The organism is Adhaeribacter sp., from assembly GCF_057359045.1.
In genome coordinates, this window is sequence record NZ_JBMQUD010000132.1 from 18,677 (window position 1) to 31,455 (window position 12,779).

13 protein-coding genes are annotated in these 12,779 nt (G+C 44.9%); 6 read left to right on the top strand and 7 right to left on the bottom strand.

Features of this window, described 5'->3' with window-relative positions; translation table 11 throughout:
* Positions 1 to 48 precede the first annotated feature (48 nt).
* The 3 genes from ACO1R6_RS21120 to ACO1R6_RS21130 are packed head-to-tail and all read right to left on the bottom strand — an operon-like array spanning position 49 to position 2,474.
* Positions 49 to 975 carry a mechanosensitive ion channel family protein gene (locus ACO1R6_RS21120; RefSeq protein WP_486267098.1) on the bottom strand — a complete coding sequence of 309 codons (927 nt, stop codon included), beginning with the start codon at positions 973 to 975 and terminating at the stop codon, positions 49 to 51.
* Positions 976 to 984: 9 nt separating this feature from the next.
* Positions 985 to 1,437: a putative signal transducing protein gene (locus ACO1R6_RS21125; protein WP_486267099.1), complete on the bottom strand. Its 453-nt coding sequence runs from the start codon at positions 1,435 to 1,437 to the stop codon at positions 985 to 987.
* A gap of 14 nt (positions 1,438 to 1,451) precedes the next feature.
* The gene (locus tag ACO1R6_RS21130; RefSeq protein ID WP_486267100.1) at positions 1,452 to 2,474 is read right to left on the bottom strand and encodes an SPASM domain-containing protein; all 1,023 of its coding nucleotides are present in this window, start codon (positions 2,472 to 2,474) and stop codon (positions 1,452 to 1,454) included.
* Positions 2,475 to 2,696: 222 nt separating this feature from the next.
* Here ACO1R6_RS21130 and ACO1R6_RS21135 point away from each other — a divergent pair, with 222 nt between their 5' ends.
* The 5 genes from ACO1R6_RS21135 to ACO1R6_RS21155 all read left to right on the top strand — a co-directional run bounded on the left by ACO1R6_RS21135 (position 2,697) and on the right by ACO1R6_RS21155 (position 7,100).
* Positions 2,697 to 3,443, top strand: a complete 747-nt coding sequence (locus ACO1R6_RS21135) for an SGNH/GDSL hydrolase family protein (RefSeq protein ID WP_486267101.1) — start codon at positions 2,697 to 2,699, stop codon at positions 3,441 to 3,443.
* Positions 3,444 to 3,699: 256 nt separating this feature from the next.
* On the top strand, positions 3,700 to 4,128 hold the full coding sequence (locus ACO1R6_RS21140; RefSeq protein ID WP_486267102.1) for a DoxX family protein: 429 nt from the start codon (positions 3,700 to 3,702) through the stop codon (positions 4,126 to 4,128).
* The gene (locus ACO1R6_RS21145) at positions 4,103 to 4,333 is read left to right on the top strand and encodes a DUF4287 domain-containing protein (protein ID WP_486267103.1); all 231 of its coding nucleotides are present in this window, start codon (positions 4,103 to 4,105) and stop codon (positions 4,331 to 4,333) included. The genes ACO1R6_RS21140 and ACO1R6_RS21145 overlap by 26 nt, the downstream gene beginning before the upstream one ends.
* 113 nt (positions 4,334 to 4,446) lie before the next feature.
* Positions 4,447 to 5,499, top strand: a complete 1,053-nt coding sequence (locus ACO1R6_RS21150) for a phosphotriesterase family protein (RefSeq protein WP_486267104.1) — start codon at positions 4,447 to 4,449, stop codon at positions 5,497 to 5,499.
* Between the two features lie 293 nt (positions 5,500 to 5,792).
* Entirely contained in the window at positions 5,793 to 7,100 is a 1,308-nt protein-coding gene (locus ACO1R6_RS21155; protein WP_486267105.1) for a ComEC/Rec2 family competence protein, read from the top strand.
* Positions 7,101 to 7,600: 500 nt separating this feature from the next.
* On the opposite strand, the gene ACO1R6_RS21160 is transcribed toward ACO1R6_RS21155, so the two are convergent.
* The 4 genes from ACO1R6_RS21160 to ACO1R6_RS21175 form a co-directional block, all read right to left on the bottom strand.
* Positions 7,601 to 8,251 (bottom strand): TVP38/TMEM64 family protein, encoded by a 651-nt coding sequence (locus ACO1R6_RS21160; RefSeq protein ID WP_486267106.1) that lies wholly within the window; start codon positions 8,249 to 8,251, stop codon positions 7,601 to 7,603.
* 112 nt (positions 8,252 to 8,363) lie between these two features.
* Positions 8,364 to 9,587, bottom strand: coding sequence for a nucleoside permease (locus ACO1R6_RS21165; RefSeq protein WP_486267107.1), 1,224 nt, complete (start codon positions 9,585 to 9,587; stop codon positions 8,364 to 8,366).
* A 174-nt stretch (positions 9,588 to 9,761) separates the two neighbouring features.
* Positions 9,762 to 10,337, bottom strand: a complete 576-nt coding sequence (locus ACO1R6_RS21170; RefSeq protein WP_486267108.1) for a porin family protein — start codon at positions 10,335 to 10,337, stop codon at positions 9,762 to 9,764.
* A gap of 183 nt (positions 10,338 to 10,520) precedes the next feature.
* Positions 10,521 to 11,372: an SGNH/GDSL hydrolase family protein gene (locus ACO1R6_RS21175; RefSeq protein ID WP_486267109.1), complete on the bottom strand. Its 852-nt coding sequence runs from the start codon at positions 11,370 to 11,372 to the stop codon at positions 10,521 to 10,523.
* A 152-nt stretch (positions 11,373 to 11,524) separates the two neighbouring features.
* Here ACO1R6_RS21175 and ACO1R6_RS21180 point away from each other — a divergent pair, with 152 nt between their 5' ends.
* A complete protein-coding gene (locus ACO1R6_RS21180; protein ID WP_486267110.1) occupies positions 11,525 to 12,424 on the top strand; it encodes an SDR family oxidoreductase in 900 nt (299 codons plus the stop codon).
* The last annotated feature ends 355 nt before the right edge of the window (positions 12,425 to 12,779 follow it).

The following is a 12,779-nucleotide window of genomic DNA, read 5'->3' on the forward strand; positions in this document are numbered from 1 at the left end:
ATATCTTAACCAAAACAGTTAATCCGAAAGCTGAAAGAATAAATTCTTTCAGCTTTTATTTTGATCTTCGGGCTCGTTGCCGTTCTCGTTTAATACGGTTAGTTGCTCCCGTAGCATTTCGCCGCCTTTTATTTTAAAATCGAGGGTACGAATTGGGAATGGAATAACAATATCATTCGCATCAAAAGCTTTCTTGATTTTAATTATGGCTTCGCTGCGGGCATTTACATAGTTAAACTGCCGCTGGTATTTAATCCAGAAACGTACCAGGAAATTAATAGAGCTATCGCCAAACTCTTCGTACACTACCTCTACTTCTTTGTTTTCGACCATTCCGGTTATGCCGGTCATGGCCTCTTTTACAATTTTTTGCACCCGCTCCAGGTCCTCGCCGAACGAAATACCCACTTTAATATCTACCCGCCTAATGCCGTAGTGGGTATAAATAACCATTACATTTTCGAAAACCTTGCGGTTAGGTACTTTTACCAGTTCGCCGGTTACCCGCCGGATATCAATAGTACGCATGTTAATGCGCTCTATGGTGCCAAAATATTCATTAGACTCTACTACATCGCCTACCCCAAAAGGCTTGCGCACGGCTATAATAACCCCCGAAATAAAATTGGCCGCAATATCCTGGAAGGCAAAACCCAAAGCCAAACCAATAATACCAACCCCGGCTAGTAAAGAAGTAACCGTTTTATCGAGGCGTAAAATATTCAGTACAAAGAACAGCCCAATCATTAAAGCCGACATGTATACCAGCGACGATACCAGGTTGTTCAGGGCTACGCTGTGCGAGAAACGCGGCAATAACCTTTCGGTAGCTTTCCGGATAAAGCGGGCCGCAAAAATGGTAAGGGTTAGCACAATTACCGCAATCAGCAGGTTGGGCAACATCAATATCAGTTGCTTTATCCACAAATCTATTTTGCGCCACAGCAGGCTAAAATAATTGTTTATCTCCAGCATAATATTACTTTAGAGTTCGGCCTGCCAACGGTAACCGCAATTTAAACATACCATTTTTTTGCGGGTACGCTCCGGAAACAAAAACAGGATAGACTTTATTAACGACCAGGTACCGGTATTAGATTTCTGTTTTATTCTTTTCGATTCGCAAACCGGGCAGGTGGGGGCACTACCGGGCTCAGCTTCTTCGGTGCCCAGGCTCCCCGCAAACGCCTCTGTACCATACCGCATTTCGTTTATCAGGGTTAAAGCTTTTTCCTGATCCTGGGCGCGCACCCGCAACTTTACTCCACCGTACGCAATAGAGTGCCATGGCTGGTTTGTAACTACGTTTTCGTCGGCAATTACGGCCGGAATACCTTCGGTTTCTAAACGGCTGCGGTAAATGTGCGCTTCTATGGCTTCCGGGAAAGTAGCTACCGTTACCAGTACAATATTATTATCTGCTTCTGCTTCGTCCATAGTTTAGCAACGGCCTAGCCCCACACTTTAGTACCCTGCGTACAGTTGCGGCACATGTCAATTTCGCTCCGCGACTTCAGAAGCGATTTACGGAATTGCCGGTACGGAGTTCCGCGCCATAACTGGTTAAAGGTTTGGCTTTTCAGATCGCCGAGGCGGTACTGGGCATCTTTATCGAAGCAACAGGGTACCACCAGGCCATCCCAGGTAATAACGCAGGAGTGCCACATTTTCCAGCAGTGGTTCAGCAGTTTATTTTTAATGGTGAAGTTTCCGTTGGGTTGCTGCTGGTACCGGGAATAATAATCGATGGTTGGGATTAGCGGCGAGCCTTTTTCATAATCGTAAATCTGCGCGGTTTTAAACCAAACATCGTCTACTTCTAATTCCCGGGCCAGTTTTTTTACATCATCAAGTTGGTGTTCGTTGGGCCGAACCACCAAAAACTGGAATACAATGTAAGGCGTTTTTGATTTAAGTTCTTTTTTCCATTTTACCAGGTTACGGGTGCCGGCCAGTACTTTTTCCAGGCGGCCACCTACGCGGTAAGCCTGGTAGGTTTCCTGGGTGGTGCCATCAATCGAAATAATAATGCGGTCCAGTCCCGATTCTACCGTTTTTTGGGCATTCTCGTCGTTTAAAAAATGCGCATTGGTAGAAGTAGCCGTATAAATTCCCTTGCCGGCGGCATATTTTACCAAATCTAAAAAATTGGGGTGCAGGTAAGGCTCGCCCTGAAAATAAAATATCAGGTACAACAGCTTCTGGTGCAGCTCATCAATAGTTTTTTTAAATAAATTATCGGGCAGCATGCCGGTAGGGCGGGTAAAAGACCGTAAGCCACTGGGGCACTCGGGGCACCGCAAGTTGCAACTGGTAGTGGGTTCAAAAGAAATGCTTAAAGGACTACCCCAGTAATGCGGCTTTTTCGTGATTTTAGAAAGCACATAACTGCCGGTAACCTGAACGGCATTGAATGCCCGTTGCCAGGTAAATTTAGATATAAAATTAAGGCCATCGGTTAATTTGCTTTTCATGCGCATGGGTTAGGGCCAATATTGCTGCCGAATAATTACCAAAGGTAAGACTAAGTACGCAAAATGCAGTACGGGGTATTTTAATCTGGTACCGGCTTATTGGTTAGCTTTTGCCTGGCTGCTTTTATTAAATGTAAAACAAAGCTTCTAATTTTAAGCCCGATATACTATTTAACAAAAGTTTATTTAGTCTCTTTTTAAGAGCTCAATTACCACAAACCAATGCCCGAATTAAATAATAATAAAGTTAAAGTAGTAAACTGGTTAATTACCGGCGTTCTTTTGCTGATGCTAGCTTCCTGCGCCGTACACCGCGAGGTGCTAAATAAAGGCATTGGCGGCAACAACACACAAGACTTGGTAAGGCGCCTGGATAAAGATGTACTGGCCGAGCAACCCGATTTAGTAATTATAATGGCGGGTGCCAACGACATGCTTAATTCTAAAAAATTTATTTCGTACGCGCAGTTTCTAGCCAACTATACCACCCTTGTAAATAAACTAAAAGCCCGGCAAATACCCGTGGTTTTAATGAGCCCGCCGCCCGTAGATACGGCATATCTTTTCAGACGGCACCAGCGGGCGTTCTTTACCGAAGATCCCAACCGCAAACTCGATTCTATGAACAGCCTTCTACGTCAGTTTGCCGCGGCCCAGCAAATCCACTTCCTGGACTTAAACCAACTATTTAAAGCAGTTGGGTCGCCTAACCGCAGTGTTCAATCTTTAATTATTAACGAGGCCAATTTTAACAAAGCCGATGGTTTGCACCCCACTGCCGCCGGCTACCAATTTATTGCACAACACCTGTATGTTTATTTAAAAAAGAACCGGCTGTTAAAAAAGAACCAGAAAATAATTTGCTTTGGCGATAGCATGACTTACGGCGCTTTTATGGACGGACAAGGTACTGCCCAAGGCGAAACCTACCCGGCTTTTTTAAAAACATTGGTTACAAAAAGAAAATAAGCTACTCAATTCTTAAATATTCACATTTTAGTTTTCAGCTAATAAACTTTGTAATCCAATGAGTTAGGTAAAAAGCAAAAAACAGACAAATTAAATATGGCTAACCCGAGCCATTTACCCAGATTAGCAACGGCTAATCTTAAAGAACATGCTGTGGTAAATTTGTCGCAAATGCCCCTTCAAATTGCCTTTATTATACCCCTTTTAAATAAGGTTAATTGATTTACTTTGCCCTACATCCTTAAAGTAAAGACGTATGCAAACCATCAGAACAACCAAAATCATTTACTGGGTAGCAACCGGAATAATATTTCTATTTGAAGGAGTTATGCCAGCCTTAACCTCCCACACCCAGCTTGCCGTAGAAGGCATCAGGCACTTGGGTTACCCGCCTTATTTTGGCGTAATGTTATCTGTTTTTAAAGTATTAGGGGCGCTGGTTTTAATTTTACCTTTTATAAAAGGCACCTTAAAAGAGTGGGCCTACGCCGGCTTTGTATTTACCACCATTGCGGCCTGCATTAGCCATTGGGTGGTAGATGGCTTTGGCGAACTAACCGTATTTCCGCTTATAATTTTAGCAATTGTTATTATTTCCCATATTTACTACCACAAACTAAGTAAAGCAGGTAATTATCAAAAAATAAACCGTACCAATTATGTCGTTTCAGGCGTACCTCAATAATATTAAAGCCAAGACCGGTAAAGACCCCGAAGACTTTAAAAATCTGGCCGAACAAAAAGGGTTTACCCAAAACGGCACTATTAAGGCAGGGGTAAAAGCCGGCGATATTGTAAGCTGGTTAAAAGAAGATTTTGACTTAGGGCACGGACATGCCATGGCCATATACGCGTTACTGAAAGGCATAAAAAACGAAGACAGCAATTAGCTTTTACTATAGTCGGTCGCGCCTGTTGGCAACCTACGTGAAATGCTTTTGCGGATTTACCCGGGCAGGCAAGCCCCGTAATAGTTTGTACCCAATACGGCCCGGAAATAATATTGCCAAAACAAGACCAGTTAACCCAAGCCTGCAAATACATGGTGCCTAAACTCTCTCGCCGCGCTTTTATACTGGCCAGTTTAGGCGGTTTAGTCGCCGCTAAAACCAAATCGCGTAACATTATCCTGACGGTAAACGGCCCGGTGACACCGCAGCAATTAGGTAAAACCCTTATTCACGAGCATTTTCTGGTAGATTTTATTGGAGCCGACAAAATAAGTTTTGACCGGTGGCAACCCGCTGCCGTAGCCGAAACAGTATTGCCTTACTTACACGCTGCCCGGCAAGCGGGGGTAAAAAGTATTTTTGATTGTACGCCGGCTTTTTTGGGCCGCGATGTGCGCCTGCTGCAACTGCTGGCTAAAGAAAGTAAGCTCCAGATTATCACCAACACGGGTTATTACGGTGCCCGCAATAATATTTTTTTACCACCCTGGGCTTTTACCGAAACTGCCGCCCAATTAGCTCAACGTTGGATAACCGAATTTAAAGCAGGCATTGATAACACTGCCGTGCGGCCCGGTTTTATTAAAATTGGTGTTGATGCTGCCGCAGAATTATCGCCCATACACCAGAAACTGGTGCAAGCGGCCGCCCTAACGCACCTGGCTACCGGCCTTACTATTTGCTCGCACACCGGCCCCGGCCAAACGGCCTTTGCCCAAATAAAAATATTACAGGAAGCCGGCGTAAAACCCGATGCTTTTGTGTGGGTACACGCCCAAACCGAAAAAGACCCCAATTTACACCTGCAAGCGGCCCGTTTAGGAGCCTGGGTTAGTTTAGATGGCCTGGGCTGGGGCAATTTTGATAACTACGCCGAAAATATTGCCCGTTTAAAAGCAGCCGGTTTGCTCCACCGCACCTTAATTTCGCACGATGCCGGCTGGTACAAACCCCACGAATCACAAAAAGATTTCCAGGGTTACACCAATATTTTTAAAGAGCTTTTCCCGCGCTTACAGCGTGTGGGCTTTTCCGAAAAAGATTTTGACCAACTCTTAATCAAAAACCCGGCGGCGGCCATGGGCATCCGGGTAAGAAAGTTATAAACCGCTACCCCGCCAGCCCGCATTATGGCTGTGTATGCCCCAAACTATAAACCGGCCAAACCAGTAAAATCTCACCATAAAGTTCTCTTTTAAATTTAACCCAACCTTTAGGCTACTATTCCCGGCAATACTGTTCTTTACGAGGGTACATGAGGCGCTATAAATTAATATTATTTGCCACTACCTGGTTTAAAACACCGTATTAGTAACTTATAAACAGCATGTTGCGCTTTCATTAAAAATATTCATTAACTTCTAAGGTTTTTAAAGCGGCCCTCCCCAACCCTATTTTTATGAGCTATAAAATTGTAACGAGTTTGTACGCCCATACTTACAAAACCATCCTGAAAAATGGCAAAGGAACTGGTAAAAATAATACCATCCTGATGGGTTCTTACGTGTTGCTGTTAAACCAGCACCAAGGCCTCTGGACCAAAGTAAAAGCGTTTGGGACTGAAGGCTGGATTGAAAGCCAGCATATCGGCGACGAACCCGGCCTGAAAGTTTTTTACGTGGACGTGGGACAGGGCGATGCCGCCTTGCTGGAAGTAGGCAATTCTTTTAAAATGCTCATCGACGGCGGCCCGGGCGCAAATTTGGCTAATTATTTAAGTAAGTGGCAGTACAAATATTATTTCGATAGAAACGAAAAAGTCCATTTCGATTATGTTTTTGTCAGCCATTTCGATAAAGACCATTACAAAGGCCTGATTGATATTATCAACAACAACCATTATACCTTTGGCACCATCTTCCACAACGGCATAGCTAAATTTAACAAAGAAAAACCGGGGTATCCGGCCAACTGGAAATCGGTTTTAGGCGAAACCACGGGCAGCGGTACCAATACCAAACTGATTACTACTTTTAGTTCTATTGCCCAGTTAAATGCTTTCCAGGCGCAGGGAACTTTGCAGGATTTAATGGCCAAATTTACGATTGCCGTTAACCAGGCTATTGCGCAAGGGCGGGTAGGTAATTTTATCCGGGCCGATTTTAGTACCCCGGCGCTCCAAGAAACCATTGGGAATAAAACTTTACAAATCCAATTTCTGGGGCCGGTACCCACCCAGTACCAGGGTGCCTTGGCTTTTCCTTATTTTGAAGACGATTCCCATACTGTAAATGGCCATAGCCTGGTATTAAAAGTCAGTTACGGCGATACTTCGCTTTTATTTGGCGGCGACCTGAATATTCCGAGCGAAACGCACCTGCTCCAGCACTACCCAAACCGCAATATCTTTCAAGCCGACGTAGCCAAATCCTGTCACCACGGCGCTTCTGAATTTACCGTAGACTTTATGGCAGCCCTGAACCCGCTGGCCACGGTTATCTCTTCCGGCGACAACGAATCTTATTCGCACCCGCGGGCCGATGCTATTGGCTGCGCCGGGAAATATTCCCGCGCCGAAAAACCTTTGGTCTTCTCCACCGAGCTGGCCCGTTCTACCAATCTGGCGAAGAACTTAATTCAGTTTGGCATGATTAACCTCCGCAGCAATGGCGATAGTATTATAATGGCCCAAATGAAAGAAGCCAAGCCCGCCTCTTCTATCTGGGATATTTACCAGGTTAAACCCACCCCCGAAACGTTGTTGTAATTGTTTGTTATTTCCCTGATTAAAGGCTGGTGCTCGTATAATACCCAATAGTAAAAAGAAGCTGCCGTACCTAAACCCGCCAGGTTTCAACAAAATAGCTATGGAAGTTTATAAATACGATTTGGTATAATTTAATTACCAGGATTAAATAAGTATTCAAAAAGCAAAGGAACTCTTATAAGCCTTGATTTATAATTTTTAAACTTGGCGAAGGAATAGTGCGGCAAATAATTTACACCAAATAGTAAATAACAGTTTCTATCACAGCAGATAACTTTTTCTATCTAAGTCCGTCATTGTAATAAGAATCTTCTGATTAGAAAATAAACCAGGTAATTAAGCCATACAGTTGGTTGCCGGTATGGCTTTCTACCCAAAAAACTCCCTTTTGGAATGACAAAAGCAAATAGAAAATCTATTATTTACCCCTATGGCAGGGCTTTCATACTTTCAGGTATTACACGTACCTAAATAAATTGAGTTGGTGGCTTGGTTTTTCATTACAGTTTTTCCGGTACTGGTTCGTTTTTGCCATGATTTCGTTTTAACACCAATTGCACCACCCAGCTAAACAGCACCGCCACCACTATAATAATAAGCGTAACCAACACCGAATGAATATTATTGGAATAACTGCCCAGGCACGCATACGCCACCGATACCACCAAATGACCAATAGCCGAATACAAAAGGAATATTTTAAAGGGCATAGACGTGGTGCCGGCTACAAAAGAAATAGCTTCTGATAACACCGGTAAAGCTTTAGAAATGGTAATGGCCGTATTGCCAAACTTTTGAAAAAGGTTATTGCTAAAAGCTTTGTCTTGCACAGAGAAAAATTTATCGAAATACGGATTGGCGCTGCGGCCCAACCAGAAACCCAGCACCGACGATAAAAGGCTTGAAACCAGCGAAAGCAACGTACCCCAGAAAGGCCCTAATATTTTGCCATTTAAAATCATGAGTAAACTCGATGGCACCGGTAAAAGCGTATCCAGGGCCATAAAAAGAAAACTCAGCAGGGTATAGGTAGTAACCGACTTATCGGAATGGACATTGGTGGTTATCCAGGTTTCTATGTCTTCAAACAAAAGAAACGTAGTAACGATTAGTACGCAACAGCACAAAAATATAATTAGTAAGCGTTTCATGAATGCAGAACGATTGGCCCCTTAATAATATTTACATTACGTGCCCGTGTGTACTGGTTCGTAAGGTTTAAACGGATGCGTTTAGGAAGTTGTAGTTAAACTTTTGGCCAATCTAAACAGCCGCGGCCACCGGCTGAGGGGCAGTATTTTTATCGCGGAAAAGCAACAGAAACAATACCACTACTACGGCTGCAATAGCGGCGGGTATTAACCAAATCATTTGCCAGTTGTGCTGACCCGTGGGCTCCTGCCATTTATCTACGATTACGCCCGAAATAAGCGAACCGATGAGCATGCCCACGCCGTAAGTAGCCAGGGTAATTAAACCCTGGGCAGCGCTTTTAAACCGCTCGCCAGCCAGGTTATCGGTGTAAATTTGCCCGGTAACAAAAAAGAAATCGTAACACATGCCGTGCAGCACAATGCCCACCAGCAGCATCCAGTAATTACTGCCGGTATCGCCGAAGGAAAATAAAACGTAACGCAGCACCCAGGCCAGCATACCCAAAGCCAGCATCTTTTTAACGCCCAGCCGTACAAAAAATAAAGGCATCAGCAACATAAACAGCAGCTCCGAAACTTGCCCGAAAGATTGTTTAGCGGCCGCCGAAGCCATGCCCAGTTCGTTCAGGAACGGATTGGTGAAATTGTAGTAAAAAGCCAGCGGAATACAAATAGCCACCGACGACAAAAAGAACAATAAATAAGATTTGTTTTTTAATAAACCCAGCGCATCCAAACCCAGAATATCGGTTAAAGAAGCTTTGCCGCCCTTCTTAACCGGCGGCGTGGCGGGCAACGTAAAGCTAAAAATACCCAATACCGCTGAGGCAATAGCGGCCATTTTAAAAGTAAGGTCTAAAGCGCCGTTTTGCTCCCAGTTTAAGTAGCCAATGGTAAAGCCCGCTACAATCCAGCCAATGGTACCCAACACCCGGATGGGCGGAAATTCTTTGCCGGGGTCCTGCATTTGCCGGAAAGACACCGAATTAACCAAAGCCAAAGTGGGCATGTACAAAATCATGTAAACCAGAATAAGCGGGTAAAAGCTATCGAAATCGGTTACCTGGGCTGCGCTCCAGAGTAAAACGGCCCCGGCCAGGTGTAAAATACCCAATATATATTGCGCCGAAAAAAAGCGGTCGGCAATTAAACCAATAATAAAAGGCGCCAGAATGGCCCCGATAGATTGCGTTAAAAAAGCCACACCCACCTGCGTACCCGTGGTTTTCAGGTTCGAGAGCAAAAAAGTACCCAACGTTACAAACCAGGCACCCCAGATAAAAAATTCAAGGAACATCATAACCGATAGTTGCAAACGAATGCTGGTTTTCATAGGCGCAGGTAAGTTTTAGGGCTGTAATCTAAATTATTTTGCCTCTTTAACAAAAAGGCCGGCCGGATTTTTAGTTCACCCGGTACCGGCCTTTGTTCTTGCTTTTGTAAAAAAGATGGGCAACTAAACAGGCTGCTGCCTGTAGCCCAGGGTTTATTATTAAGAATGGTACTCTTAGTGCAGCATATAAAATATACCAAATTGGCCCACACTGTTGCGGGTAACCGGCCGGCGGTTGCCTACATCGTTAATATTGGTCAGGCCAAACACCCAGCGAAGATCAACCCCCAAACCGGAGTCATGCACATAACTGGCGCCTACCGGAATCGAAAAGTCGGTAGATTTATAGTACTGGATGCGCTTGCTTTTAGAACCGTTTACTTCGTCGTGGGCACTAACCATAAAGCCAATCTGGGGTCCCGCCTGCACCCGAAAACCGTTATCGAACATGTATTGCAGCAGTACCGGTACGTTCAGGTAATTCAGGTTGGTATTCACATCGGTATTGGCGACAATTCGCTTAGTACCTTGCATCGAAATCATTATTTCGGGCTGAAGCGCAAATAAATCTGACAAGTGAATATGGGCTAAAGCACCGCCGTGGGCGCCTACTTTAAATTCGCCTTCGCCCTGATTTTTATAAATTAAATTGGCCGTATTTATGCCGGCTTTTAACCCAAACTGAATTTCCTGGGCTCGGGCCATTTGTACTCCCAAAATTGTTAAAAAAAGAATAAATAGTTTTTTCATAGTTGTTGCAATCCGGTTTAGTTTTAATAAATAGGTAAAAGCGCCGGCAAAAGTACTGTTTAAACGCGGAACAAAAACCGGAGTTTACATATTTACCTAAACTTATAATTGCTTTACAACTTAATATTAAAAACCTGCAACTTACTTACAGGCGTACTAGTGGTATAAACCCCGGCTAACCGTTTAGCGCGCTTTGGTTGGCTTTAGTTTTAATTCTTTTTTCATCACATTGGTTACCATCCGGGAAATAACCGCGTAGCCTTTATCAGAAGGGTGCAGGCCATCGTAGGTCATGTCAATAGCAGCGGGCGGGTACGGGTATTCGTCGGTTTCGGGGTTGAAGGGAATATTTACAAACTGTGGGTAAGAGTAATTTTTGTACTCGCCGGTAGCGGGGTCTTTTAAGCGTTTAAACTTAACCAGGGTTTCCAGGGTCATGCCGCTTTTGTTGTACAAATCTACCACCGGGAGTTTTTCCTGCTTGCCAATGGCCTTAATGGCCTCGGCAAAAGCCGCCAGATCTTGCCCGTTTTTATCTTTGTAAGAGCCGTGGGCGTTGTTTTTGGCATTGGCAATGTACACAAAATCTACCCGCTGCATGGGCGTTATTAAAATAATGGGTGCATGGGGATTCAGGCTGCGGATTTTATTTATGATAAGCCGGTAAGAGCCGTAAAAAGTTTTGTTGCCGGTGTTGTTCTGGTAATCGGCCAGCATACCAATGGGCCGCCCCTGCCACCAATCGTTCGTGCCCAGAAATACCGAATACACATCGGCTTTAATTAAACCCAATGTTTCAATCTTGTCGGCAATGCCCCCGGCTGTCCAGCCGTTATGGCCCTGGTTAATATATTTTACCATGGGCAGTTGTTCGGTTACGCCCGTTAGGTAACCTTTGGTTATGCGGTTGCCGGTTTGTTCCGGGTGGTCGTTCAGGTAGGTAATAGAATCGCCAATAGCTACCCAGCTAACGGTATGCTGCGTAAAGGCAGAGGCTAAAAAACCGGTAATTACGAGTAGCAGTAACTTTTTCATTGAGCAGGGTCTTTGGCTTTCTGGTTAAAGGTAATTGGTGGTAAAATATTTACCAAGTTTTCCAATGATTCGGGGCATAAGTTAGGCGGCGTAGAACAACCTTTCGGGTTACTTACAGGTTTAATTACTAATAAAATTAAGCTTGTAACCCAATGAAAGACAAAAATAAAGCAAAGCTGGAAAACCCGCTGGAAAAATATCCCAAGCCTCCTTTTAAAGAACAAAAGCAGCCCTGGCCCGGATTGGCGGGGCAAATGGAGCCCCGCCCCGACCACGGCGAAGAAAGTTATACAGGCAGTGGCCGCTTAACCGGTCGTAAAGCCCTGATAACGGGCGGCGACTCGGGCATGGGCCGGGCTGCCGCCATTGCGTACGCGCGCGAAGGGGCCGATGTAGCTATTAATTATTACCCCTCCGAAGAACCGGATGCCCAGGAAGTAATTGCCCTGATTCAGGCTGAAGGCCGGAAAGCGGTGGCCATTCCGGGCGATATTACCGACGAAGCTTTTTGCCGGAAACTGGTAGCCCAGGCGGTGCAGGAACTGGGCGGGTTAGATATTTTGGTGAGCAATGCCGCTTACCAGCAAACCCACGAATCTATCCTGGATATTAGCTCTGAAGATTTTGACCGCACCATTAAAACGAATATTTACGCGCCGTTCTGGATTATAAAAGCGGCCTTGCCGCACTTGCCAGCGGGCTCCGCAATTATTGCTACTACCTCCGAGCAGGCCACCACGCCTTCGGCCGAGTTGTACGATTATGCCCAAACCAAAGCCGCTACTACTAATTTTGTACGGTCGCTGGCCAAGCAACTGGCCCCCAAAGGTATTTTGGTAAACGGCGTAGCCCCCGGCCCCATCTGGACACCCTTACAAGTGAGTGGCGGCGCCACCATGGAAAAACTCAAAAGCTTTGGCGGCGATACCCCCCTAGAGCGCCCTGGACAACCAGCCGAACTGGCTTCTATTTACGTGCAATTAGCCGCTCCCGATGCCAGTTACACCACTGGCCACGTGTATGGAGCCATGGGCGGCGGCGGGTTACCGTAACCGGATAATTAAATATTTATCCTGAATAATTTAAACAATATAAAAAGGCGCAGAAGTAACTACTGCGCCTTTTTTGCCTCTTATTGCAAATTTTTACCCTGTATATTAGAAAATTAAGCCTCCGGTGTGGTGATAGTTAGCGCGGGCGTCCTTGCCCGTGCCTCCTGCCACAGCCTCTGGCCGCTATAAACAAGGTAGCTAACTAGAGTGCTAGAGCCCGGCAGAAATTAGCACCAGCGAGGTGCCGGCAATAGCATTAAATGAAGCGAACAAATATTTTAATTTTGGTAAAAAATATTTGTATTTCTGGCAATCAGGTTAATAGATAATTTTCTATATTCACCCGAAATTGATG

What these genes read in the sequence shown, in the direction of transcription:
- ACO1R6_RS21120 (WP_486267098.1), bottom strand. Translation starts at nt 975, where the DNA reads ATGCTGGAGATAAACAATTATTTTAGCCTGCTGTGGCGCAAAATAGAT.
- ACO1R6_RS21125 (WP_486267099.1), bottom strand. Translation starts at nt 1,437, where the DNA reads ATGGACGAAGCAGAAGCAGATAATAATATTGTACTGGTAACGGTAGCT.
- ACO1R6_RS21130 (WP_486267100.1), bottom strand. Translation starts at nt 2,474, where the DNA reads ATGAAAAGCAAATTAACCGATGGCCTTAATTTTATATCTAAATTTACC.
- ACO1R6_RS21135 (WP_486267101.1), top strand. Translation starts at nt 2,697, where the DNA reads ATGCCCGAATTAAATAATAATAAAGTTAAAGTAGTAAACTGGTTAATT.
- ACO1R6_RS21140 (WP_486267102.1), top strand. Translation starts at nt 3,700, where the DNA reads ATGCAAACCATCAGAACAACCAAAATCATTTACTGGGTAGCAACCGGA.
- ACO1R6_RS21145 (WP_486267103.1), top strand. Translation starts at nt 4,103, where the DNA reads ATGTCGTTTCAGGCGTACCTCAATAATATTAAAGCCAAGACCGGTAAA.
- ACO1R6_RS21155 (WP_486267105.1), top strand. Translation starts at nt 5,793, where the DNA reads ATGAGCTATAAAATTGTAACGAGTTTGTACGCCCATACTTACAAAACC.
- ACO1R6_RS21160 (WP_486267106.1), bottom strand. Translation starts at nt 8,251, where the DNA reads ATGAAACGCTTACTAATTATATTTTTGTGCTGTTGCGTACTAATCGTT.
- ACO1R6_RS21165 (WP_486267107.1), bottom strand. Translation starts at nt 9,587, where the DNA reads ATGAAAACCAGCATTCGTTTGCAACTATCGGTTATGATGTTCCTTGAA.
- ACO1R6_RS21170 (WP_486267108.1), bottom strand. Translation starts at nt 10,337, where the DNA reads ATGAAAAAACTATTTATTCTTTTTTTAACAATTTTGGGAGTACAAATG.
- ACO1R6_RS21175 (WP_486267109.1), bottom strand. Translation starts at nt 11,372, where the DNA reads ATGAAAAAGTTACTGCTACTCGTAATTACCGGTTTTTTAGCCTCTGCC.
- ACO1R6_RS21180 (WP_486267110.1), top strand. Translation starts at nt 11,525, where the DNA reads ATGAAAGACAAAAATAAAGCAAAGCTGGAAAACCCGCTGGAAAAATAT.